The sequence below is a fragment of the Halorubrum sp. Ea1 genome (assembly GCF_002252965.1).
Taxonomy (GTDB): domain Archaea; phylum Halobacteriota; class Halobacteria; order Halobacteriales; family Haloferacaceae; genus Halorubrum.
Genome location: NZ_NHPG01000125.1, coordinates 21,307 through 44,955 on the forward strand (window position 1 = coordinate 21,307; position 23,649 = coordinate 44,955).

Here is a 23,649-nt window from a genome sequence, read left to right on the forward strand (position 1 = left end):
CGTCCGGGAAACAGACGAAGACGACGGAAACGCGGCGAACGACGATCGGTCGACGGCGAGGGCCGCGGCGGGCGGCTCCGCACCGGAACCGTGGGAGAATTCGGGCGATACCGGTGGGTGAGGCAGTGTATAACAAAGCCCGTGTCAGCGTCTTGTCGTGGTATGCGCCGCCGGGAGGATCCGAGCGCGGACTCGACCCGGGGACCGATACGAAGCCTCCGATAATGACAACTAGCACGCTTCGAACGAAGCGGAACCGACGGACTCTGCCCCCCCGACACGGAGCGGACCGATACGCGGACCGCGTCGAGGGGCGAGAGTGACGATGTACGACGGCAACGCCGTCGGGGTCGTCGTCCCGGCGTACAACGAGGGCGGTCACGTCGGCGAGGTGATCGAGACGATCCCCCGCTACGTCGACCGGATCTACGCGATCGACGACGCGTCGACCGACGAGACGTGGGAGGAGATACGCGAACACGCAAGGCGCCGGAACGAACGGGCGGCGACTCAAAACGGGACGGGCGGAACCGGGGAGGAGACCCGGGTGGTGCCGATCAGACACGAGCGGAATCGCGGGGCCGGCGCGGCGGTGAAGACGGGCTACGCTCGCGCGCTCGACGACGGAATGGACGTGGTCGCCGTCATGGACGGCGACGGTCAGATGGACCCCGCACACCTCGAGCGGCTCATCGAGCCGGTCGCGGCCGGCGAGGTGACGTACGCGAAGGGGAACCGGCTCCGGTCCAGCCGCGATTTCGCCTCGATGTCGCGCTGGCGGCTGTTCGGGAACCTCCTGCTCACCATGCTGACGCGCGTTTCGAGCGGCTACTGGGAGCTGTCCGACCCGCAGAACGGGTTCACGGCGATCTCAAACGAGGGACTCCAGATCGTCCGCTTCGACCGACTGTACGACCGGTACGGCTTCCTCAACGACCTCCTGTTCGCGCTAAACGTGAACCGGCAGCCGATCGCCGACGTCTCTCACCCGGCGCGGTACGGCGACGAGCGGAGCACGATCCAATACTCGACGTTCGTCCCGCGCCTCTCGGCGCTGATCGCGCGGAACTTCCTCACCCGGATCGGCCGGTCGTACGTCCTCCGGCGGTTCCATCCGCTGGCGGCGTGCTACTCGCTGGGTGCGGTCGTGCTGCTCGCCGGCGTCACCGCCGGCGGCTACTCCGTGTGGAGCGCCGGCGTCGACACGTTCCTCGGCGGAATGGTGTCGTTCGTCGTCGCGACCCTCGGACTCCTGTTGGTGTTATTCGGGACGTGGCTCGACGTCTCGGAAAACGAGGGACTGGTTCACGACATCGGCTCGGTCGGGATCGACGGGAGCGGTCGCTTCGGGGCCGCCAACGAGGACCGAGGACTGGACGTGGCTCACGACGGCGGAACGACCGGCGACGGCACGGAGGCCGACGGGCGATGACGGAGGTCGCGTTCGTGCTCGGCACCGAGTCCGAGGCGGTCAGGCTCGCGCCCGTGATCCGGGCGTGCGAACGACGCGGCGTGGACCACGCGGTGATACACACGGGAGAGCACGGAGCCGAGACGCTCGAACGGTCGGTGTTCGACGGGTTCGACGTCCCGAGCCCCGATATCGCGCTCGACGTCGGCTCGGGCCCGCACGGGAGACAGACCGGGACGATGCTGGCCGCGATCGAGCGGGCGCTCGCGGAGACCGACCCGGCGGTCGCGGTCGTGCACGGGGACACGAACAGCGCCCTGGCCGGCGCGGTCGCCGCGAGCAAGATGCGTCCGAAGGTCGCCCACGTCGAGGCCGGGCTCCGGAGCTTCGACCGGTCGGCGCCGGCGGAGACGAACAGAGTGATCGCGGATCACGTCGCCGATTACCTGTTCGCCACGACGGAGAAGGCCCGGTGGTATCTCGTCCGCGAGGGCGTCACGGAGCTGCGGATCACCGTCACCGGGAGCACGGCGGTCGACGCCCTCGAACGCGTCCGCGACCGCTCGCGCCCGGAGCGCGAGGTGCTCGACGAGTTCGGGCTCCGAGCGGGCGGGTTCCTTCTCGTCGACGTCCGCCGGCGGGGGAACGCCGACGACCCGGGGCGCTTCCGTGCGGTTCTCGACGGCGCCGCCCGTGCCGGGAGCGCCCACGGCTTGGAGGTCGTCCGTCCGGTTCGTCCGCGTGCTCGCGAGCGCTCAGGGGAGGTCGTCCCCGACGGACCCGCCCCGGTTCGGACCGTCGAGCCGCGGCGATACGCCGCGTTCGTGCGGCTCCTGTCGGCGTCCGCGGCCGTCGTCACGGACTCGAGTTGCGTGCAGGAGGAGGCGTGTATCCTCGGGACCCCGTGCGTGACCGTGCAGAACGCCACCGAGCGGTCGGAGACGACGGAGGTTGGCGCGAATCGGCTCGGTGCGCGCGATCCCGACGGCGTCTGCCGTTCGGTGACCGAGGCGCTCGAGTCGGACGGCGAGTGGGAGAACCCCTACGGGACCGGCGGGGCCGCGGAGCGCGTCCTCGGCGCGCTTCCCGTGGACGCGGAACGCGGGGAGATAGTCCGGTGAGAGCGGTCCGGCGTTCGGTTCCGGTCGCGGGTTAGCTCGGAGCGCTCGCCCGGACGGTTCGGTCCCCGGTCACGGTGACGAAGCAGCCGGCCATCCGGAAGGAGACGGAGAGGTCCATCGAGTCGCTGCGTTGGGCCTGCTCGACGAGGCGCGCGAGCGATTCGACGTCGAGGACGTCGTACAGTCGGTCGTCGATCCGTTCGGGTTCGATACCGCGTTCGTCCGCGACGGTCGTAACGATATTCCAGCAGAGGGTGTCGACGATGTCCGGTGTCATGTGCGTGGATGTATGCAACGGCTACGGGGGCATCTCCGTTGTGTCGACGTGTATGGCATGTCAATCGAGCGTGCACTACACACGTAGTATCACGTCAAGCAGTGGCGCAACGTCGGGACGGGCACGTCGGCCGCGTCGCCCCCGTCGCGGGCGCCGTCCATCTGGGGCGCCGCCCGTTCGGAGCGTCGCCCGTCCGGAGCACCGCTCTCGGTTCGCCCGACTAACCGTCTGCCCGCACTCCGTTCCGACCGCCCGGCCTACCGCCCGCCAGCCAGCCGGCTCGCGACGCCGTCCCGGTCCGAGCGTATCCGCTCCGCGAGCTCGGAGACCTGCGCCAACACGGGGTAGCGAGGCCCGTCCGTCGGCTCGTACAGGTACTCGTAGAAGGCGTGCTCCCCGTCGACGTCGACCGCGGAGTCCGGCGTCATGGGCGGGTCCGTGAGCGCCTCCTGTCGCTCGGCGGCGATCCCGTCGCACTCGCGTTCGAGCTCTTCGAGCCGCCTCCAGACGTCGATCGCCGCGTCGGTGCCGGCCCCGGAGACCCCGTCGAGGTGTTCGAGGAGCCGGCGGCGGCGGCGGTCGACGCAGGAGAGGTCGTTCTCGAACGACCGCAACGCCTCGATCTCCTCGCCGATCGCCTCGGCGAGCGAGGAGCGCGCGTCGGCCGCGTGTCGGCTCCGACTGACGAGCGCCGACTGCGCCGCCTCGGACAGGGTGCCGTTCGACGCCAGCGCCGTCGCCGTGTCGGGACCCAGCTCCGCGGCGAGGCTCTCCGGGACCGTCTCGTCGTACTCCTCCCTGTAATGCGGCACCGACATCACCGTGTCGCGGTACGCCGCCAGCACGCGCCTGAGTTTGACGTCACCGTCGGCGCGGTCGACCGTGCGAACCGCCGCCATCTGTCCGTCGAATCCCGACGGCGTCGATCCGGTCGGCGCCGGATCGAGCGCGGAGACGCGGTCAGCGAACTCCTCGAACGCGTCGCGCTCCGCGAGGACGCGCCGCTGCTCGTGCTGGCCGGCGTCGGCCGCCTCGCGGACGTACGCGAACGCGAGGAACGCCGCGAGCCCGACGACGACCGCCCCGACGACGACGGTCGGCTCGGTCGCCGCCGCGCCGACTTCACACGAGAGGGTCGTGCACTCCCCCGTCGCCGCCGGGTCCGCGCTGGGGATCCGGAAGGCGTTGGCGGAGCCCGAATACACGCTCATTGGATCCGTTAACACGGTGCACACACAAAGCACTTACGTCCGATTCACGGCGGAAAGAAGACGATTCCTCGCGCCGCTGCTGATCGGGCTCACCTGACGAGGGGTAAGGCGCGTCGGAAGCGGTCCCGAGAAGCGGACGGTCCGGCTACTCGACGACGCCGTCGTCGGTGATCACGGTGTCGATCATCCCGATCGGGGTGGCGTCGTAGCTCGGGTTCTCGATCTCGACGTCCTCGACGGGTTCGCGCATCACCTCGACGGCGTCGCGGAACTCGTTCTCGAACCGGAACTCCTCGATCGTCTTCGCGCCCGAGCCGACCGCGGTCACCGGCACCTCGAGCTCGCGCGCGGTGACGACCACGGGGAACGTTCCGATCCGGTTGTAGTAGGTGCCGCCGGTGATGCAGGTGATCCCGAGGAGGACGCGGTCGCAGTCGCGCAGGGCGTACCCCATCGCGCTGTCGACGACCATGTGGACGTCGACGCGGGGTATCCCGGCGAGGACGCGCGCCGTCTTGCGGCCGAGCGTGCGCGGGCGCGCCTCCGTGACGTAGACGGTCAGGTGCGCGCCGTCGCGGGCGGCGTTCTCGATGGACTCCAGCACCGTCGTCGAGTAGTCGTGGACCAACAGCGTGTCGCCGTCCTCGATGCGTTCGGCCGCGTTGGCGGCGGCCTCCCCCTTCGCCGTCTCGATGTCGTCGGCGACGCGGTCGATGGTCTCCTGCAGCAGCTGTTTGGCGTCCTCGACGCTGGTCGGCTCGCCGATGATGGAGCGCTCGACGTCGCGCATCGCGTTGTGAAGCGCGGCGTGAGAGGGGTTCGACCGGCGAAGCACGCCCGCGTTGTGTTCGAGGTCGCGCTCGAACTCGTCGACCGTCACGTACTCGCGGTCGAGCAGTTCCGCGAGCGCGCGCGTCGCCTTCACGGCCACCGCCGACGTGCTGTGAGTCCGCATCGCCCGGATCTCGGCGACGGTCTCGTCGATCATACAGATACCGTCGTCGCGGCCGTTCAAAGGGGTTCCGGGGTTTCGTCGGTCGATCCGAGCGAGCGGATCCGACTGGCGACGAGATCAGCGTGTTCCATCACAGACAAGTGCGGTGGCGCGTGCCTGCGAGCGGGCCGCCGGCCCGCGAGGTGCACGCGCGAGGGAGTCGGCCGGCGCTCGTAAGCGCCGGCCGACGAGGCTGGGGAGGTATGAGGCTGGGTGCGGTCGCGGTCGGGGAGGACTCAAAGGGGCAGTCGCCGGCGGCTCCGTCGCCGGCTGCCAGAGGCGCGAAGCGCCTCGCGGCTGGGACTTTGGAAGTGTTCACAGTTGGAACACAGACAACTGCTTATAAGCGAGCGGCTGGTGGTTTGAAGAAGTTCCGACGATCGAAGGGGGCCGAATCCGAAACGACGTGCTCCGCGCGTCTCAGGCGTACTTCGCGACGATGTTGAGCACGTCGTCGAGCTCGTCGCCGTCGAGCGAGTAGCGCTCCTGGGCGAACACCGAGCGCAGCTCGGTGCGGTCTTCGGGGAGGAGGTCGGCGATCTTCACGGCGGTGGGGACGTCGATCTGCTCCAGTTCCGTCAGCTCCTCGACGAGCTCGCGGGACTCCTCGGCGTCGAGCCGGGCGAACCGGTTGACGTGCTCGATCGCGCGAGCGAGCTCGTAGCGGAGGTCGCGTTCCTCGTCCTGGGCGCGCTCCGCCTCGATGTCCACGAGGACCTCCTTCGCCTCGGAGACGGTGACGTACTCCTCGTCGACCTTCTCTTTGAAGATCGTCATCTCAGTTCTGCTGGGCGCTCATGTGGGCGGCGCGGACGATGAGCGTCTTCGTCTTCCCGCCGTCCGAAATCTCGACTTTGAACGCGGCGCCCTGCTTGCCCACGACGGTGCCGGTCCGGCCGTCGAAGCGCGGGTGGAAGCGACCCTCCTGCACGCTGGGGTCGATCTTGAGGTGGACCTGCGAGCCCGACTCGAACTCTTGGATGGCTCGCTGCGGCGGCGACGTGCCGCGGTCGCGCGGTTTGTTCGAGAGCTTGTCGCGGGTCGCCTTCTGGGGCCCATTGGAACTCGGCATGGTCTTGGGCTACGTTCCGCTGCCGCAGGTATAAATGGTGCGTTACGGCCGCCGCCCGAGAGCGGGTACCACACGGCGGTGGCGCCGTCGCGAGCGGGGGATCTCACGGCGACGACCGCCTTCGGATCCCCCGGCGACAGCACTTCCGACCCCCCGGCGACAGCGACCACAGAGCGGGGGGTCCGAAACGCTCCGAAACCCCCGCGACGGGCGCGAAAAGTACCCTATGGAAGACCCCCTATCGAAAGTGCTAATCCCGGGAGTTCCCTAGCGTGTTTATAATGAGTCACCAGTTGCCGGACGTGCAGGCGTCGGCACCCGACGTCACCGTCGGGCTCTCGCAGGTCGGCGTCACCGGCGTGGAGAAGCTCGTCAAGCTCGCCCGCGGGGACAAACGCCCCATCGTTCTCATGGCGGAGTTCGAAGTGTTCGTCGACCTCCCGAGCGGACGCAAGGGGATCGACATGTCTCGGAACCTCGCGACGGTCGACGAGATCCTCGAAGAGATCACCCGCGAGGAGGCGTACCGCGTCGAGGACGTCTGCGGGGACGCCGCCGAGCGGCTCCTTGAGAAGCACGACTACACCAGCACGGCCGAGGTGTCGATGACCGCGGAGCTCGTCACCCGCGAGGACACGCCGGCGTCCGGGATCGAGACGCAGAGCACGTCGACGATCGTCGCCAGCGCGACCGCGACCGAGGCGGGCACCCGCGAGGAGATCGGCGCGGAGGTCACCGGGATGACCGTCTGCCCCTGCTCGCAGGGGATGAGCGAGTCTCGCGCCCGCGAGAAGCTCGCCGACCTCGGCGTCGACGAGGAGACGACCGAGGAGTTCCTCGACGCCGTCCCGCAGCCGGGCCACTCTCAGCGCGGCCACGCGACGCTCACCGTCACCACCGACGGCCACCCCGACCTCGACCTCCGCGACCTGATCGACGTCGCCCGCGACTCGATGAGCGCGCGGATCTACAACATGGCGAAGCGCCCCGACGAGGACCACATGACCTACGAGGCCCACGCCGACGCGAAGTTCGTCGAGGACTGCGTCCGCGCGCTCGCCGAGGGGACGGTCGAGGAGTTCGACCACCTCCCGGACGACGCCGTGGTCCGCATGAAGCAGTCGAACGACGAGTCGATCCACCAGCACAACGCCCACGCCGAGCGCGAGGTCACGATGGGCAACCTGCGGGCCGAGCTAAACGCGCGGTAGGCGCGGACTGGCCCTCGCTCGCGGAACGGTCATGGGGTCCCGGCTCTGCTGCGCTCCCCTTCTTCGGACGCGTTTCGTCCGAAACAGTTGATCACTGAAAAGTACGAGGTAAATCGAGAGCCGTGGTACCGTGACGTTCGGAAGCGTTATGCCCCAAAGGACTGTACGTTTGATTGCAATGGCAAACGGAAAAGTTGATTTCTTCAACGATACTGGCGGCTACGGTTTCATTTCGACTGACGACGGCGATCTCGACGACGACGAGGACGTGTTCTTCCACATGGAGGATGTTGGCGGTCCGGACCTCGAAGAGGGTCAGGAGATCGAGTTCGACATCGAATCGTCCCCCAAGGGACCTCGCGCGACGAACCTCGTCCGCAACTAACGACTACTTCTGCCCTCGTTTGCAGCGATGGCCGGAAGTCTGTTTTTCCAGACGCTCACACGCCTAGTCAGCGGTCGCTGTCCGTGTTGTATTGACCGGAGCTAGATCAGAGTGCGTCGGTGAGTCGTGAGTAGAGCCGACTCACCCGAACGACAGCGGATCCGACTCCGCCCACCGCGGCTCGAACTCCTCGCTCACGCTCGTCGCGAACTCCGCGTCCTTCACGTCGATCATCGCGAACGGCTCGTCCCCCGAGAGCGGGTGCGGCACTTCGATACACACCTCGATCCCGTCGAACACGTTGAACGTGCCGTCGACGCCCGCGGTCGTTCGGACCTCGAACCCCTCCATGTTGGAGAGCTCCGCGGTGTACCGCCGACCGACGCTCCGCGGCAGCGCATCGACCGTCTCCGGCGACAGCAACACCCGTATCTCGACGCCACGCTCCAGTGCCGACTCCAACTCAGCGGCCACCTGTTCGCCGATCGTGCCGAGGTCGAAGCCGGTCGCGGGCGCCCCGACGACGACGACCATCCGGCGCTCGGCGGCCGCGATCCGCTCTAAGAGGAGGTCCGTCGCCTCCTCCGCGCCGACGGCCGCGGTCCAGAACTGGCCGTCCACCGGCTCCCCCGCGTCGAGCTCCGTCGAGAGGTCCGCGACCACCTCCTCGTACTGCTCCACCTGCGTCTCCAGCTCGCGTTTCTTCTCGTCGAGCAGGCGGTCGAGCGCGGCGTCGGGCTCGACCGCCGCGTACTTCTTCGGCCGACTGGCGGCCTGGCTCCGGACGAGGTTGTGCTGCTCCAAGCTGTTGAGCACGTCGTACACGCGTCCCATGGGGACCTCGCTGGCCCGCGAGAGGTCCTTCGCGGTCGTCGGCCCGGTGCGTAGCAGCGCGCGGTAGGCGCGCGCCTCGTACTCGGAGAGCCCCAGATCCCGGAGAGATGCCATACCATCCGATCACGCGGCATTGACATAAACACGTCGCCCGTTTACACGCGGGTGCGGTGGTGAGCGGCGCTCCGCGGCTACCGGACGATCGATCGAATCGACGCAGACGACCGAAGGCGGACGACAACGACGGATACCGCGTCCTACTCCGCGGTCTCGGCGACTCGCCGCATCAACTCGTCCGGCGTTTCCGCCGGCTCGGAGACCGCGTCGCCGGCGACGACAAGCGCCGACCCCGCGGGGACCGACCGCGGCGCCAGCGACCCCTCCGCGTGGGCGTTCGGGGCGACAACCTTCTCGTGGTCGGCGACTCGCCAGGCCGCGCGGTGGAGGTCGCTCCCCGGCTCGTCGCCGACCGCGATAACGGTGGTGCCGCGGAGCAGGCGCCCGACGAGGCTCCCATAACCGGCGACCTGCATGCCAAGCCGCTCCGTGGCCCCGGCGAACGACGCCGCGGTCTCGCGGGCGACCTCGCGGTAGCGGTCCTCGCCGGTCAGCGCGGCCAAGTCGAGTAGCGCGGTCGCCATCTCGACGTTGCCGTCGAGGGGACGGAAGGGGCGGTCGAGCAGGCCCGGCCCCGACCGCGGTCCGTCGACGAAGGAGCCGTCCACGTGAAGTCGATCGATCGCTCGGTCCGCGACCGCGCGGGCGACGTCGGCTCCATCACCGAGAACGCCGGCCGCCCGCACGTACGCGCTCACGACGCGAGCGACGTCGTCGAGCAAGTCCGACTCGCCGACCTCGTCGCTGCCGCGGTAGCGGGTCACCTCGCCGGTGTCGGCGTCGATCAGGTCGCGTTCGAGACCGTCGAGGATCCGGTCGGCGTACTCGCGGGCACGCTCGTCGTCGGTGTACGCGGCGACCGCGAGCAACGCGTCGGCCGCGAGCGCGTTCCCGCCCGCGAAGACGGTGAGGTCGCGGCGGGGCGGGTCGAGATCCGCGCGGTCGTCGGCGGGCGCGGCGTAGTAGGCGCGACCGAGCCCGGGCCCGAGGCTCCCGCCGACGCCGTAGCCGGTCCAGAGGTCGTCGGTGAGGAAGTCGACCGCGTCGGTCGCGGGCCCCAGGTACGCCTCGTCGCCGGTGTAGAGGTAGGCGTTCGCGAACGCGCGCGTGACCGCCGCGTTCGTGTCGATCGGCTTTTCGTAGGCGACGTCGCCCCAGTCGCGGGTCCCGGCGAACCGGAAGAAGCCGCCGGCGACGTCGTCGGCGAGGTGGTCGCGAACCGCGTCGAGCGTCCGGAGGGCGCGATCGCGGTCGCGCTTCAGCGCGAACTCGACGGTGCGGGGAAGCGGGAACTTCGCGTCCGTCCCCCAGCCGGCGTGCTCCTCGTCGTACTTCACCTCCACCTGCCCGGCGAGGTGGCTCTCGATCGCGTCGGTCAGCTCCCCGCGGGGCGGGAGGTCGGCGTCGAGCGCGCGCGGCACTCTCCCCCCCGAGCGCCCCTTATCGGCCCACATCTGGCGGACGGACTCCAGCACCTGCCGCATCCCGTCGACGTCGAGGTAGCCCGCGCCGGTGAGCAGTTCGCCGTCGGGCGTGAGGAACGCCGTGGTCGGAAACCCGCCCATGTTGTACCGCTCTCGCACGCGCGGGAGACGGTCGACGTCGACGCGGACCGGGACGAACCCCTCGTTGACGTTGGCGGCGATCCGGGGCTCGGCGTACGTGACGGCGTCCATCTCGTGACAGCCCTCACACCAGGTGGCGGACAGCGAGAGGAGCACCGGACAGTCCCGCTCGTCGGCTTCGGCGAACGCCTCGGGCCCCCAGTCGCGCCACTCGACGTGCGTCTCGTCGGTCATACGGGAGGTCGGGTCGGCCCGTGGGTAAGCGCTTCGAGACCGGACGGGAGGCCGACGGCGGCGAACGCGATGACGGCAGTCAAATGACGGCGCGGGAGGGAGGGCGTGGTCGGACGATTCGGTGCGTCTGGAGGGCGACGCCTCGGCGCTGCCGGTCCGCGGTCAGCGCTTGTAGTCGTGGCCGAGCGCGAGCGCCAGCGCGTTCGCGAACAGCAGGGCGACGAACAGCCGTCCGGTGCCGCCGTCGAGCCCCGAGTACAGCAGGGCGGGGTACGTGGCAGGGATGGCGATCGCGGCCCAGAAGGCGGCGGCTTTCAGGGTGCCGGTCATCAGCCCGGCGACCTGTCGGCCGGAGGCGAGGCGCGTGGGGGCGGGGATAGACATTGACAGTTTCGTGTATGTCTGGGGACCACATATATCCAGCAGAGGGTTCGCGGAATTTCACCACGTTTCTCGACGGGTTACGAACGTTTTAACACGGGCACAAAATCATTTTAACTGTTTATACGTCTCTCTAATCCTTTTCTCTCGTGATCGCGAGAGCCGAGCGGACGACCGCCGGTCGGCCCCGATCGGCACCGGGTCCGGCGCGGCTGCCGCGGGACCAATCGCTTTGGTCCTCCGGGAGAACGAGGAGGTATGACGGACACGGAGCCGACGGCGGAACGCGGAGCGCGGAACGGGGGACGGACCGCGGCCGACGGCGGGGCGAAACCGCGGGTTGCCGTCGTCGCCTGCGGCGGCACCATCGCGTCCGAGCCGGACGACGGCGGCGCGGCGCCGGCGAAGACCGGCGACGACCTCGTCGCGGCGGTCCCGGGCGTCGAGCGGTACGCGACCGTGAGCGCCCGCGAGGTCTGCTCGCAGCCGGGGTTCGACGTGCGGTGGCGCGACGTGCTCGCGACCGCGGACGCGGCGCGCGAGGCGGTCGCGGGGGGCGCCGACGGCGTCGTCGTCACCCACGGCACCGACACGCTCGCGGACACCGCCTTCGCGCTCGACCTCCTCACCGACCTCGACGCGCCGGTGGTCGTCACGGGCGCCCAGCGCCGGCTCGACGAGGTCTCCACCGACGCGCCCGCGAATCTGACGCTCGCGGTCCGCGCCGCCGCCGACGACCGGTTCGCGCCGGGCGTTCACGTCGCGTTCGACGACGAACTCCACGCGGCCCGCGACGTAATCAAGGGCCACAGCAACGCGCTCTCGACGATGACCTCGCCGGGGGCCGGACCGGTCGCGACGTTCATCCGGGCCGGGTCGCGGCTCGTCCGCGAGCCGCGGCGTGGGGTCGGCGTCGACCCGCTCGCGGACGCGATCGAAAGCGCCGACGACGTCCCCGAGGTCCCCGTGGTCCACTCCGGAACGGGAGTCGGCGCCGGCGCGGTCGAGCGCGCCGTCGACGCCGGCGTCGGGGGGCTCGTGATCGAGGGGACCGGCCTCGGCAACGCGACCGCCGCGATCGGCGACGCGGTGGCCGACGCCCTCCCGGAGACGCCCGTCGTCGTCGCCGGCCGCCCGCCGGCGGGACCGACCGACCCGGTGTACGGGACGCCCGGGGGCGCGGTCACGCTGGCGGAGCGCGGCGTGACGTTCGCCGGCCCGCTCCCGGCGTCGAAGGCGCGGGTCGCGCTCGGGCTCGGGCTCGCGGCCGGCCTCGACCGCGGCGAGCGGGACGCCGAGGGCGTCGCCCTCGGCGACCTGTTCCGAACGCCGGGGAGCGTCTGAGCGCCGGAGATAGCACAGAGAAGCGTTTGTGCCTACGGGAAGCCCTTATGCGCGTCCCGCGTAGCGACGGCCATGATCCGACGCACGCGGCGGACGGTCCTGTGCGGTCTCGGCGCCGGAGGCGTCGCCGCGCTCGCCGGCTGTACGAGCGGAGGCGATCCGGGGGCCGGCGACGCCGCAGACGGGAGCGACGGTACCGACGGAGGAGACGGGGGTGACGGCGGTGACGGCGACGACGACAGCGATCCGGACCCCGAGACCGAGGTGCATCAGGTCGGCGGCGCCCTCTCGGGCCCGGCGTGGAGCCGCGAGGAGCGCCGCGGCTTCGCCGCGCTGATCACCGATGAGAGCGACGCCGCGTGGCTGCTCCGGGAGGCGCCTGAAGAGACGGTCGCGTTCGTCGAGGCGACCGACTTCGACGAGTCGGCGCTCGCGTACGTCGAGTCGGTCGGGCCGACGACCTGTCACGCCAGGATCTCGTTCGCCGACGTCGCGGTCGAGGACGGGACGCTCGTCGCGAGCGCGAGCGTCGAGGGGCCCGAGAGTTACGAGATCGCCTGCGGGGAGGCGATCACCTTCTCCGGAGCCTTCCTCCGGGTCGCGACCGACGCCCGCCCCGACGCGATCCGGGTATCGGTCACGGACGGGTGGGGCGAGACGGGCGAGGTGAGCGGCGAGGACGGCGTGCTCGACCCGGAGCGACTCGACGGGTACGTCCGCCCGGACGGCGACCCCGAGACCGTGCCCGCCGGGCTCGACTGCGAGACGGACGACTTCCAGCGCCACCCCGCCGTATACGAGGACGGCGTGTCGTGGGGCACCGGCGGCGGCGCCGGGGGGGACGGCGACGGCCTCGAACTCCGCGTCGTTGACCCGAACGGCGACGGCGGGGCCGCGGCCGCCGCGTCCGAGCGCGGCGACGAGCTCCGGATCGAACTGACCAACGCCTCGGGACACGAGGCCTACGTCGGCAACCGAGGGAAGTACAACCTCGAACTGCGGACCGAGTCGGGATGGAGGGAGATCCGCGGCGCCGAGGCGGGGACGACGTTCGACTACACCGACGAGGCGATCGGCGTCCGGCCGGGCGAGACGCTCGCCTGGGAGTTCGAGCTGACCGAGGCGGGGCTGATCGAGGGCGGTCCGCACGCCGACGACCTCCGGGTCTGTCCCGACCTCGTCCCGGGCCGTTACCGGTTCGTCTTCTGGGGCGCCGACGACCTCGCGGTCGCGTTCGACTACGCGGGGTAGTTCGGCGGCTCCAGTCCCGTCGCCTACGCCCGAACTTCGATCAGGAGGTCCGACTCGGGCGACTCGCCCATCACCTCGCGGATCCGGTCCCACGAGAGGCTCGCGCGGGCGGTCACCGTCTCGGCCGCGGCCGCGCCGCAGGCGTTGCCGACGAGCAGGGGCACCTGGTAGTCGCGCGGGTCGTGCGAGAATCCGCCGTCGACGATGTCGGGCTCACGGAGGGCCGCGCCGAGGAACCCGGCCGCGAAGGCGTCGCCGGCGCCGGCCGTGTCGACCGGGTCGACGTCGAAGCCGGGATGCGAGACGTCGCCGTGCGGCGTCCGGATCGTCGCGCCCTCGTCCCCGAGCTTGATCGCGACCACGCGGTCCGTCGGCTCCCACGGGTCGATGTCGGTCGAGTCGGCCAGCGCGTCCGCCTCCCGAGCGTTCAGAAAGAGGGCGTCGGCCGCGTGGAGCGCGGCCTCGAACTCCCGGTCCCCGACGCGCCGCCCGGGGTCGAAGCTGCGGGTCGCGCCCGCCTCGCCCGCCGCGGTCGCCAGCGCGGCCGCCGTCTCCGGCTGCTGTCCCGTCAGGTGGAGGTGGTCGGCCGCCGTCAGGGTGTCGCGGTCGAGCCCGGCCGCGGTGAACGACTCGTTGGCGCCGTCGTTCGCCAGCATCAGCAGCTCGCCGCCGCCGTCGACAATCACGTACTTCACCGAGGTGGGCTCGTCGGCGTCGACGAGCACCTGGCCGGGGTCGACGCCGGCGCTCGCGAGCTCGCGGAGCGCGAGCGCGCCCGACTCGTCGCCGCCGACGCTCCCGTAGACGACGGACTGCCCGCCGAGGTCGACGAGCCCGACCGCGACGTTCGCGGCGCTGCCGCCCCCGGACTGTTCGAGCCGCTCGATCCGGGTCTCGCCGTCCGGCTCCGGCAGTCGGTCGACGTGGATCGTCACGTCCCAGTTGATGTGACCCGCGGCGATCACCTTCGGCACGCGGCTCGACTCCTCCGGCGCGAGGTCTGGATCCGCGCCGACGGGCTCGGGTCCGCCCGGCGCTCCCGCGCCGTCGCCCGTTTCGGCGTCCTCCGCTTCCCACTCGGAGACCTCCTCGTCCCACTCCGCGACCTCCTCCTCCCAGTCGTCGCGCCCGGTCTCGCTCTCCTCTCCGTTCCCGCTCGCCGTTCCATTCCCGCTCGCCTCTCCGTTCCCGCTCCGCTCTCCGTTTCCGCCCACCGCTCCGTCCCCGCTCATGGCTCCGCCCACGGCTCCGCGGCGCCCTCGCCGAACAGCTCCCGCATGAGCGTCACGATGCTCTCCGGCGGGAACTGCCCGTGCTCGGTGACGATAGCGTCCATGTACCGCGGCGGCGTCACGTCGAAGGCGGGGTTCTCGACCGCGATCTCGCCGATCTCCTCGCGGTCCTCGGTCCCGATCACCTCGCCCTCGTCGCGCATCTCGATCTCGACGGTGTGACCCGTCAGCGTCTCCGGGTGGAGCTTGATCGTCTGGGCCGCGGTCATGATCGGAACGCCGCGCTCGCGGGCGTTGACCGCGAGCCCCGAGGTGCCGATCTTGTTGATCACGCCGCCGTCCGCCGCGATCGAGTCGGCCCCCACGACGACGTGGTCGACCTCGTCGAGGTAGCGCCGGGCCGCGGAGTCGACGATGAGCGTGACCGGGACCCCGGCGTCGCGGAGCTGTTCCGCGGTGATGTGGCCCTGCTGTCGCGGGCGCGTCTCCTTGACGACCGCCGAGATCGACTTCCCCTGCTCGACGGCCGCCTCGATGCACGCGAGCGCGTCGGTCGAGTGGCAGTGCGTCATCACCGTGTCGCCGTCGGCGAGGCGGTTGGCGCCCACCCGCCCGAGGTCCTCCTGCGCGCGGTCGAGCTGGCGGACGAACGCCTCGCTCGCGTCGACCACGCTCCGGCGGAGCCGCTCGACGTCGTCGCCCTCCATCCGCTGGAGGACGTACCGGAGGGCGTTCGGCAGCGAGACGGCCGTGGGACGGGTCTCGCGGAGGTCGCGGGCGGCGGCGCGCATCGACGCGCGGAACGCCGTCGGGTCGCCCGCGGTCCGTCCGCTCTCCGCGGCCGCGCGCGCCTGTTCGGCGAGCGCCTCGGCGGCGGCGGACGCGATGGTCGCCGCCCCGCGGATCTCCATCGTCGCGATCTCCTCGGCGGTCTCGCGCACCGCGGCCGCCGGCTCGTGCTCGGTCATATCGATCCGGTAACCGGCCGGGTATTTATATAACCGGGCGACTGGCCGAGAGTCCGGCCTCACTCCGCGTCCCGCCCTACTCCGAGTCCGGCTGCTGGCCGTAGCTCTCGAACCGCTCCTCGACGGTCGCCAGCTGGTCGTCGGTGAGGACGGTGGGCTCGCCGACCGCCGACGCCCGGAGGTAGAGTCGGCAGAGGTCCTCGACGTGGCGCGTGTTCTCGACCGCGGTCTCCAGGTCCGGCCCGGTCACCACCAGCCCGTGGTTCGCGAGGATCGCCGCGTCGGAGTCGGCCTCGGCCATCGCGGCGACGACGTTCGCGGCCAGTTCCTCGGTCCCGTACGGCGCGTAGTCCGCGAGCGGCACCTCCCGGCCCACCGAGACGATCATGTAGTGGACCGGCGGGAGCCGCCGGCCGAGCGTCGCCATCGTCGTCGCCCACGGGGAGTGGGTGTGGACGATCGCGCCCGGCCGGTCGTGCTTGTAAATCCCCGTGTGCATCGGCACCTCGCTTGACGGTGCCATCCGGCCCGCCAGGCGCTCGCCGTCGAGGCCGACGACCGGCACGTCGTCGGCGTCGAAGGAGTCGTACGGCACGCCCGTCGGCGTCACCGCGACCGCGTCGCCGTCGCGGACGCTGAGGTTCCCGGTCCGGCCGGGCGTCAGGCCGGCGAGCGCCGGCGCGTACTCGACGACGGACTCGCGAGCGTCGCGGAGCAGGTCGGGGTCGGGATCCGTCGGGTCCCAGCTCACGGCGCCACCTCCGTCAGGTCGGCGAAGGCGTCCGGGCGGTAGTCCGGTCGCCGCCGCTCCGGGAGCTCGTCGTCGGCCGGCGCGTCGCCGCCGGCGTCGAACAGGGCGGTGTCCATCCCGACCGCGTTCGCGCCCGCGACGTCGGCGTCGACGTTGTCGCCGACCATCAGCGCCTCGCTCGGCCGGCAGTCGAACGCCGCGAGGGCGGTCGTGAATGGCAGCGCGCTCGGCTTCTCGCGGCCCACCTCCTCGGAGGTGACGAGCCGGTCGATCCGGTCGTCGATCTCCAGTCGAGCGAGCTTCTGCAGCTGGACTCGGGTCGTGAGGTTGGTCACGACCGCGACATCGACCGCCGCCGCCGCGAGCGCGTCGAAGACCGACTCCACGCCGTCACAGAGCCGCATCTCGGACGCGTACCCCTCCCAGTACGCGTCGCCGAGCGCGAGCGCGGTCGCGGCGTCCCGCTCGCCCGCGTGGCGCCGGAGCGCGCGCTTGAAGTAGATGTGCCGGTCGTGAGAGGCTGCGGTGCCGGCCGTCTCGCGCTTCGCCTCCAGTCGCGCGGTCGCGTACAGCTCGTCGAACGCCTCGCGGTCCATCTCGTACCCGCGCTCGCGGAATGCCGCGAGCGCCGCCCGCTTGCCGGCCTCGTTGCAGGGCGGATACGGGTACAGGGTGTTGTCGAGGTCGAAACAGACGGCCTCGTAGCTCATGTCCCCACTCGGCCGGGCGGCGACTTAAGCGTGGTTCGACGCGGTCGCTCCGTCGATTTATAAGCGATACCGCGGCCAGCGCGCCCGTGAGCTGAGCCGTCGTCCGCGGCGGCCGAGGCGGGAGCCCGGCGCACCGCCGCGGAGAGGGACCGCGCCGGCTGTTCGCTCGGGTCCGTCAGCGATCGGTCCGACCGCTCACTGCTCGTTCATCGCCTCGCTGGCGATGTTCCGACCGCGGGAGTTGAGCGCCACCTCGCGGCGCACCCGCACCTCCTCGACCACGTCAAGCTCGACGAGCCGCTCGAACGTCTCCTCGACCGCGTCGACGTCCATCCCGAGGAACGACGGGATCTCGAACGGCGAGACGCCGGAGTACAGCGCCATCAACACCTCCCGGTCGCGGCTGGAGAGGTCGACGTTCGTCGAACTGCGCTCCTCGCCCTTCCGGAGCCACGCCTCGACGAACCGCATCCGGTTGGGATCGCCGGCGACGTGCGTCTCGATGCTGGTGCCCTCGTCGTCGGTGTGAGACACCTCGATGACGGGCTTCTTCTCGCCGTTGACGGTGCGTTTGGCCGCGTCGAGGCCGCTGATATCGTCGAGGTCGAACTTCACGAACGCGCCGCTCTCCAAGGCGGCGTTGAGCCCGTTCTCGTCGATCTTCACGCGGGCCTGCTCCCACTCGGTCTCCTGGACGACGCCGCCCTCGATCGCGGGGTGTTTGGCGGTCACCGTCCGCTGGTCGAGCAGCGCCCGGTAGACGTCGCGCTCGAACGCCTCGTGGTCCGACGCCGCGACCAACAGCACCTGGTTTCCGAGGTCGAAGCTCACGTAGTTCGAGACGCGCGCGACCGACTGGTTGGCGTCGTGGCGCCCGCCCAGCCCCCGGAGCTCCGAGAGTGGGATCGTTCGCTTCCCGTCGTTGCCGGCGAGGATGAGCCGCCGGTTCGAGAGGAGCACCCGCCCCGGCGTCCACGAGACGTCGCTCACCTTCCGACCCTCTCGGACGGCGACCGCGAAGCGACCCTGCGTGTCCGTCACCTTGTACTCGCCGCCGCCGTCGGACATCTACGGTCCCCCCGCCCGGAGCTTGGACACCGCGGAGAACACCCGTTGCCGGACCGCGGAGCTCTCGTCGTCGGTGAGGTCTTCGAGCCGGTTCAGCGTCTCCTGCCCGCCGATCTGCCCGAGGACGAACACCGCCTTCGCCCGCGCGTCCTCCGGGTGTTCGGTGCCGAGCCGGTCGAGCAGCCGGTCCTCGACGATCGGGCCTCCGAGGCTCTTGAGGCTCGTGGCCGCGAACTGAGCTGTCTGCGCGTCCTCGTCGGCGAGCGCGTCCGCGAGCGCCTCGACCGCGAGCGCCGACTCCGGCTCCGCGACGCGACCGAGGATCCACGCCGCGTTCCGCCGCTGGCGGCTCTGCTGGCCGTCCGTGAGGATCTCGACGAGCGGCTCGACGACCGTGGCGTCGTCCGCCGACTTCAGCTCGGAGACGACGCGGTCGCGGACCGCGTGGCTCTGCTCGGTCGGCACGTTCGACAGCAGCTCGATCACCGAGTACACCGCGGCGTTCCGGACGACCGCGCTCTCGTCGCCGAGCGCGCGCGCCAGCGGCTCAACCGGCTCGGGGTTGTTCGCCTTCCCGAGCGCGCCGGCGGCGATCCGCCGGAGCGACTCGTCGCCGTCGTCGAGGAGGTCGAGCAGCGGCGACAGCGCCTGGTCCGTCCCCACGTTCCCGAGGGCGTTCGCCGCGGCGCGCTTGACCCGCGGATCGCCGTCGTCGAGCCGCTCCGTCAGCGCCGGCACCGACCGCGGGTCCGCGAACGTCCCGCAGGCCTGACAGGCTCGCAGCCTGACCCGGGGGTCCTCGTCGTCGAGCGCCTCGACGAGGTGCTGGAGCCCGCTGGCGTCGTCGAGCCCGCCGAGCGCGTTCGCGGCGGCCATCCGGAGCTCCGGGCGGTCGGCCTTGAGCGCGCGGGCGAACTTGCGGGCGGTGACCCACTCCGCCTCGGAGCCGCTGGTGCCGGTGAGCTCCTCGAGCAGTTGTTCGAGCGCCGCCTGTCCGAGTTCGTCGAGCGCGTCGACCGCGGCGCCGCGGACCTCCGCGTCGTCGTCTCTCGTCGCCGCCCGGAGGAGTCCCTCGACCGTCGCCTGGTCGTCGACGTCGCCGACCTCCCCCAGAAACTCGGCCGCTCGGCGCCGGACCGCGGCGCTGTCGCTGCTCAGCGCGTCCCTGAGCCGTTCCGCGTTCCCGTCCCGGGCGTACTGGTACAGGGACATCAGACCCTCCCGAACACCCGTCGGCGCTTGTCGATCGGCTCGTACCTGTCGGACCGCCCCGGCGGGACGCTCTCCGTCATCCCGAGCACGAGCACGCCGTCGTCGGCGAGCGACGCCTCGAGCGTGTCGAACAGCGCGCCCTTGTGGTCGACGTCGATGTAGATCAGGAGGTTGCGACACAGCACGACGTCGAACGGGTCGCGCGCGCCGTCGCGGATCAGGTCGTGCGTCTCGAAGTCGACGAGCCGCTGGACCGCCCGCCGAACCCGAAACGTGTCGCCGTCGCGCTCGACGTAGCGGTCGGGGTCCGAGAGCGGCTCCAGCTCCTCCGCGATGTCCGTCGTCCGAGTCGTGTGATAGACGCCGTCGCGGGCGTTGTCGAGCGCCTCTTCGCTGATGTCGGAGCCGAGCACCTCGATCCGCGACTCGTCGATCTCGGGGTCGTCGCAGGCGAGCATCGCGACCGAGTACGGCTCTCGACCGTCCGCCGAGGGGGCCGACCAGACGCGGACCCGCCGCTGCTCGCTCGTCCGCTCGCGGAGCACGTCGCGGAGGACGTCCCACATCTCGGCGTTGCGGAAGAACTCCGTCACGTTGATCGTGAGCGCGTCCATCAGCGCACGCCGCTCCTCGTCGTCCTCCCGAAGCAGGCGCTCGTACTCCGCGTGCGACTCGGTGTCGCGGCGGCGCATCCGCGCCGTGATCCGGCGGTCGAGGTACGACTCGTTGTAGTAGCCGGGCTCGAACGGAACGGTGTCGTCGATCTGACGGAGGACGCCCTCGAAGGCGGTCTCGCTGCTCATAGGCTCACCACGTCGAGAACGGCCACGACGTCGCCGTCGCCGAGGACCGCCGTGCCGCTCAGTCCCGGCGTCCCGGACAACGGCCCGTCGAGGGGTTTCACCACCACTTCTTCCTGGTCGAGCACCGCGTCGCAGTGGAGCGCGACCTGCCGGGTCTCCTCGCGGATCCGCACCAGCATCCCCTCGTCGGTGACGCCGCCGTCGGTCGATGCGGCCTCGGCGTCGCTCACCGCGGCCTCGGCGTTCGCCGGCGGTCCGTCCTCCGCTCCGGCGTCGCTCTCTCCGGATCCGTCGCCGATTCCCGAGCCGACCGCCGCGGCGCCGCTCTCCGCGAGGCGCTCGTTCAGTCGGATCACGGGGGAGAGGTCGTCCTCGTGGCGGACGATCTCGTCGCCGTGGACCTCCTCCACGTCGTCGGCGCGGGCGACCTCGGCGATCGACTTGATCGGGATGCCGTACTCCGTGCCGCCGACGTCGACGAACATCACCTTCACGATGGCGACGGTGACCGGGAGGCGGAACCGGACCGTCGTTCCCTCGCCGGGCTCGCTCTCGACCGCGACGGAGCCGTCGAGGTCCCGGGCGGTCGTCCGGACGACGTCCATCCCGACCCCGCGCCCGGAGACGTCGGTGACCTCCTCCGCGGTGGAGAAGCCGGGGTGGAAGACGAGGTCGTACACCTCGTCGTCCTCCATCGCCTCGACCGCCTCGCGGCTCTTGACGTCCTCCTCGACCGCCTTCTCGCGGAGCTGGTCCGGGTCGAGTCCGCCGCCGTCGTCGGCGACCTCGATTATCACGTGGTCGCGCTCGCGCTCGGCCGTGAGCCTGACGTGTCCGGTCGGATCCTTGCCGGCGGCCTCGCGCTCCTCGGCGGACTCGATCCCGTGGTCCACCGCGTTCCGCAGGACGTGCACGAGCGGGTCGCGCATCTCCGTGAGGATCGTCCGGTCGAGCTCCACGTCGTCGCCCTCGATCTCGAAGTCGATCCGCTTGTCGAGGTCCCGCGAGATGTCGCGGACGAGCCGCGGGAACGAGTCCGACACCTGCGAGAACGGGATGAGCCGCATGTCCATCGCCGTGTCCTGGAGGCTGGACGCGAGCTTGTCGAGCTCGTCCAGCGTGTCCGACTCGGCGTCCGCCGCCTCCAGCTCGCGCCGGAGCTTGATCCGGGACGTTACCAGCTGCTCGACGAGCCCGTACAGCTCGTCGACCTGGTCGACGTCGACTCGGATCGACTTGATCTCGTCGCGGTCGGTCGTCTCGGACTGCGAGTCCGGTTGGCCGGCCGAATCGGCGTCGCCGTCCGGAGCGGGCGTCGTATCGGACTCCGCCGGCTCGCCGTCGGGCGCACCCTCGGCCGTCTCTCCCTCGCCGGGGCCGGTCTCTTCGGTCGGCGCCGGCGCCGCCTTTTCGGCCTGCGCGCTCGACTCGTCGCCGTCGGCGGCGGCGTCACCGGTCTCCGCGTCGGCGGCGTCACCGGTCTCCGCGGCGGCGGCGTCACCGGTCTCCGCGGCGGCGAGCGCGGTCGCGACCGACTCGACCTGCGTGAGCGCGCCGAGCCCCTCCGCGACCACGTCGGGGTCGGCGCCGGCGACGAACGCGTCGAACCCCCCGTCGTACTCGCCCTCTTCCAGCGCGTCCGGGTCCGGATCCGTGACGTGGCCGTCGAACTGGCCGTCGAGCGCCTGCAGGACGAGCGCGGCGTCGACGCCGGCCATCGACGTCTCGCCGATCGTCACGTCGGCGTACACCACGGGGGCGTCGAGCCCCGCGGCGGCCGCCGGGAGATCGGGGACGGAGACGTCGTCGCCGTCGGCCGCGTCGTCGTCGCCATTTTCGGCAACCGTGTCGTCGCCGTCGGTCGCGTCGTCGCCGTCGGCGTCGGCGGTGTCAGCGGTGTCGTCGCCGTCGCCGTCGCCGTCGGCCGCCGAGTCGCCGCCGACGGTCCCGTGTTCCTCCATCTCCCGGAGGCGGCCCTCCAGATCCGAGGGGTCGGTCGCGACCTCGCCGGCGTCGGCGATTTCCGCGACCATCGCCTCGACGGTGTCGACCCCCTCGAACAGGAGGTCCATCAGCTCGGGCGTCACCTCGCGGTCGCCCTGTCGGACCGCGTCGAGCAGGTCCTCGAGGGCGTGCCCGAAGTCGGAGACGTCGTCGTACCCCATCGCCGCGGCGTTCCCCTTCAGCGTGTGGGCGACGCGGAACACGTCGTCCATCGCCTCGGCGTCCTCTGGGTCGGCCTCCAGCGCGAGCAGGGCGTTGTTGAGGTCCGTGATGCCGTCCTCCGCTTCGGCGACGAACGCGGCGCGGTGGGAGTCCATCAGGCCTCACCCCCCACGATCGCGCCGGCGACGTCGTCGAGGTCGCGCACCTCGTCGACCCCGCCCGTCTCGACCGCGCGCTTCGGCATGCCGTAGATGACGCAGGTGTCCTCGCTCTGTGCTATCGTCCGGGCGCCGGCGTCGGCCATCGCCCGGATCCCCTCGGCGGCGTCCGAGCCCATCCCCGTCAGCACGACGCCGACCAGCGGGTCGTCGACGACCTCGGCGGCCGAGCGCATCGTCACGTCGGCGGCCGGCGTCACCGACTGCGAGTCGTCCTCGTCGAGCTTCACGCGGAGCCGCCCGGCGCGGTAGCTGTCGATTCGCGTGTGGCTCCCGCCGCGGGCGACGACGGCCTCGCCGGGGCCGATCCGCGCCCCGTCGCTCGCCTCGCGCACGTCGTACGCCGAGGCGGCGTCGAGCCGGTCGGCGAACCGAGCGGTGAACGCCTCCGGCATGTGCTGGACGATGACGATCCGACAGTCCGCCTTCGGCAGCGCCGACATCACGCGCTCGACCGCGTTCGGCCCGCCCGTCGACGAACCGATCACGACCGTCAGCGGGCCGTCGACGTCCACGGCCGCGGTCCCGGGCGAACCGCTCGCGCCGGCCGAGGCGGTCGCGCCCGGCGACGGATCGCTCGCGGCGCCGTCGGCGTCGCTCTCTCGTCGGTCCCGGGTCGCCGCGTCGAGGTCGGCGTCGGCGACCGACTTGACCGCCTCGACCAGCCGGTCGGACTCGCGCGAGACGCCGGTGGACACCTCGCCGCCCGGCTTCGAGAAGAAGTCCACCGCGCCGCGTTCGAGCGCCTCGAACGTCACTTCCGCGCCCTCGGCCGTGTGCGCTGACAGCATCAGGACGGGCGTCGGCGTCTCGTCCATCAGGCGCTCGACCGCCTCCAGCCCCCCCATACCCGGCATTTCGACGTCCATCGTCACCACGTCGGGGCGCGTCTCGGCGACCACCGACAGCGCCTCCGCGCCGTCGCCGGCCTCGCCGACCACCGCCACTCCGGCATCCGTCAGGAGATCGGCGATCAGGCCCCGCATGAACGGCGAGTCGTCGACGACAACCACTCGTAAGGAGTCGTCGCGACCGCCCCGCCGATCCGTCGTCCTACTCATGTGCGATAGCGGGCCCAGAATCAGCATAAATCCACGGACCCAGTAATCACCC

At 71.1% G+C, this 23,649-nt stretch carries 23 protein-coding genes; 6 read left to right on the top strand and 17 right to left on the bottom strand.

Annotation, left to right across the window (positions count from 1 at the left end; genetic code table 11):
• The first annotated feature begins 325 nt into the window (after positions 1–325).
• Together DJ73_RS15340 and wecB are read left to right on the top strand one after the other, a co-directional pair.
• A complete protein-coding gene (locus DJ73_RS15340) occupies positions 326–1,432 on the top strand; it encodes a glycosyltransferase family 2 protein (RefSeq protein WP_094522232.1) in 1,107 nt (368 codons plus the stop codon).
• Positions 1,429–2,532: a non-hydrolyzing UDP-N-acetylglucosamine 2-epimerase gene (gene wecB, locus DJ73_RS15345; protein WP_094558393.1), complete on the top strand. Its 1,104-nt coding sequence runs from the start codon at positions 1,429–1,431 to the stop codon at positions 2,530–2,532. The genes DJ73_RS15340 and wecB overlap by 4 nt, the downstream gene beginning before the upstream one ends.
• 31 nt (positions 2,533–2,563) lie before the next feature.
• Here wecB and DJ73_RS15350 read toward each other — a convergent pair whose 3' ends face one another.
• The 5 genes from DJ73_RS15350 to DJ73_RS15370 form a co-directional block, all read right to left on the bottom strand.
• Positions 2,564–2,809 carry a HalOD1 output domain-containing protein gene (locus tag DJ73_RS15350; protein WP_094522201.1) on the bottom strand — a complete coding sequence of 82 codons (246 nt, stop codon included), beginning with the start codon at positions 2,807–2,809 and terminating at the stop codon, positions 2,564–2,566.
• Between the two features lie 257 nt (positions 2,810–3,066).
• A complete protein-coding gene (locus DJ73_RS15355; RefSeq protein WP_094522202.1) occupies positions 3,067–4,020 on the bottom strand; it encodes a hypothetical protein in 954 nt (317 codons plus the stop codon).
• Positions 4,021–4,165: 145 nt separating this feature from the next.
• Entirely contained in the window at positions 4,166–5,008 is an 843-nt protein-coding gene (locus DJ73_RS15360) for a translation initiation factor eIF-2B (RefSeq protein WP_094558394.1), read from the bottom strand.
• Between the two features lie 426 nt (positions 5,009–5,434).
• Positions 5,435–5,791 carry an RNA polymerase Rpb4 family protein gene (locus DJ73_RS15365; RefSeq protein ID WP_094522204.1) on the bottom strand — a complete coding sequence of 119 codons (357 nt, stop codon included), beginning with the start codon at positions 5,789–5,791 and terminating at the stop codon, positions 5,435–5,437.
• A gap of 1 nt (position 5,792) precedes the next feature.
• Positions 5,793–6,086, bottom strand: coding sequence for a 50S ribosomal protein L21e (locus DJ73_RS15370; RefSeq protein ID WP_094522205.1), 294 nt, complete (start codon positions 6,084–6,086; stop codon positions 5,793–5,795).
• A gap of 281 nt (positions 6,087–6,367) precedes the next feature.
• Here DJ73_RS15370 and mptA point away from each other — a divergent pair, with 281 nt between their 5' ends.
• Positions 6,368–7,297, top strand: coding sequence for a GTP cyclohydrolase MptA (gene mptA / locus DJ73_RS15375; protein WP_094522206.1), 930 nt, complete (start codon positions 6,368–6,370; stop codon positions 7,295–7,297).
• A gap of 178 nt (positions 7,298–7,475) precedes the next feature.
• Entirely contained in the window at positions 7,476–7,682 is a 207-nt protein-coding gene (locus DJ73_RS15380) for a cold-shock protein (RefSeq protein WP_094522207.1), read from the top strand.
• 141 nt (positions 7,683–7,823) lie between these two features.
• Here the strand turns inward: DJ73_RS15380 and DJ73_RS15385 are convergent, their stop codons facing one another.
• The 3 genes from DJ73_RS15385 to DJ73_RS15395 all read right to left on the bottom strand — a co-directional run bounded on the left by DJ73_RS15385 (position 7,824) and on the right by DJ73_RS15395 (position 10,816).
• Positions 7,824–8,630: a TrmB family transcriptional regulator gene (locus DJ73_RS15385; RefSeq protein WP_094527227.1), complete on the bottom strand. Its 807-nt coding sequence runs from the start codon at positions 8,628–8,630 to the stop codon at positions 7,824–7,826.
• A 143-nt stretch (positions 8,631–8,773) separates the two neighbouring features.
• Positions 8,774–10,432 (bottom strand): DUF255 domain-containing protein, encoded by a 1,659-nt coding sequence (locus tag DJ73_RS15390; RefSeq protein WP_094558395.1) that lies wholly within the window; start codon positions 10,430–10,432, stop codon positions 8,774–8,776.
• Positions 10,433–10,594: 162 nt separating this feature from the next.
• Positions 10,595–10,816, bottom strand: coding sequence for a hypothetical protein (locus DJ73_RS15395; RefSeq protein ID WP_094522210.1), 222 nt, complete (start codon positions 10,814–10,816; stop codon positions 10,595–10,597).
• Between the two features lie 255 nt (positions 10,817–11,071).
• On the opposite strand from DJ73_RS15395, the gene DJ73_RS15400 reads away from it, so the two are divergent.
• Together DJ73_RS15400 and DJ73_RS15405 are read left to right on the top strand one after the other, a co-directional pair.
• Complete coding sequence (locus tag DJ73_RS15400; RefSeq protein WP_094522211.1) at positions 11,072–12,157, top strand: asparaginase; 1,086 nt, start codon at positions 11,072–11,074, stop codon at positions 12,155–12,157.
• Positions 12,158–12,229: 72 nt separating this feature from the next.
• The gene (locus DJ73_RS15405; protein WP_094558396.1) at positions 12,230–13,408 is read left to right on the top strand and encodes a hypothetical protein; all 1,179 of its coding nucleotides are present in this window, start codon (positions 12,230–12,232) and stop codon (positions 13,406–13,408) included.
• A 23-nt stretch (positions 13,409–13,431) separates the two neighbouring features.
• Here DJ73_RS15405 and DJ73_RS15410 read toward each other — a convergent pair whose 3' ends face one another.
• The 9 genes from DJ73_RS15410 to cheB form a co-directional block, all read right to left on the bottom strand.
• Positions 13,432–14,640 carry a carbohydrate kinase family protein gene (locus DJ73_RS15410; RefSeq protein WP_094558421.1) on the bottom strand — a complete coding sequence of 403 codons (1,209 nt, stop codon included), beginning with the start codon at positions 14,638–14,640 and terminating at the stop codon, positions 13,432–13,434.
• Positions 14,637–15,608: a ribose 1,5-bisphosphate isomerase gene (locus DJ73_RS15415; RefSeq protein ID WP_094558397.1), complete on the bottom strand. Its 972-nt coding sequence runs from the start codon at positions 15,606–15,608 to the stop codon at positions 14,637–14,639. The genes DJ73_RS15410 and DJ73_RS15415 overlap by 4 nt, the downstream gene beginning before the upstream one ends.
• A 76-nt stretch (positions 15,609–15,684) precedes the next feature.
• Positions 15,685–16,359: a class II aldolase/adducin family protein gene (locus tag DJ73_RS15420; protein ID WP_094522214.1), complete on the bottom strand. Its 675-nt coding sequence runs from the start codon at positions 16,357–16,359 to the stop codon at positions 15,685–15,687.
• Entirely contained in the window at positions 16,356–17,069 is a 714-nt protein-coding gene (locus tag DJ73_RS15425) for an HAD family hydrolase (RefSeq protein ID WP_094558398.1), read from the bottom strand. The genes DJ73_RS15420 and DJ73_RS15425 overlap by 4 nt, the downstream gene beginning before the upstream one ends.
• 195 nt (positions 17,070–17,264) lie before the next feature.
• Positions 17,265–18,137 carry a CheF family chemotaxis protein gene (locus DJ73_RS15430; protein ID WP_094522216.1) on the bottom strand — a complete coding sequence of 291 codons (873 nt, stop codon included), beginning with the start codon at positions 18,135–18,137 and terminating at the stop codon, positions 17,265–17,267.
• Entirely contained in the window at positions 18,138–19,349 is a 1,212-nt protein-coding gene (locus tag DJ73_RS15435; protein ID WP_094522217.1) for a HEAT repeat domain-containing protein, read from the bottom strand.
• Positions 19,349–20,152, bottom strand: a complete 804-nt coding sequence (locus tag DJ73_RS15440; protein WP_094558399.1) for a protein-glutamate O-methyltransferase CheR — start codon at positions 20,150–20,152, stop codon at positions 19,349–19,351. The genes DJ73_RS15435 and DJ73_RS15440 overlap by 1 nt, the downstream gene beginning before the upstream one ends.
• Complete coding sequence (locus tag DJ73_RS15445) at positions 20,149–22,473, bottom strand: chemotaxis protein CheA (protein WP_094558400.1); 2,325 nt, start codon at positions 22,471–22,473, stop codon at positions 20,149–20,151. Before DJ73_RS15445 ends, DJ73_RS15440 begins: the two co-directional genes overlap by 4 nt.
• On the bottom strand, positions 22,473–23,597 hold the full coding sequence (gene cheB, locus DJ73_RS15450; protein ID WP_170938230.1) for a chemotaxis-specific protein-glutamate methyltransferase CheB: 1,125 nt from the start codon (positions 23,595–23,597) through the stop codon (positions 22,473–22,475). The genes DJ73_RS15445 and cheB overlap by 1 nt, the downstream gene beginning before the upstream one ends.
• Between the last annotated feature and the right edge of the window lie 52 nt (positions 23,598–23,649).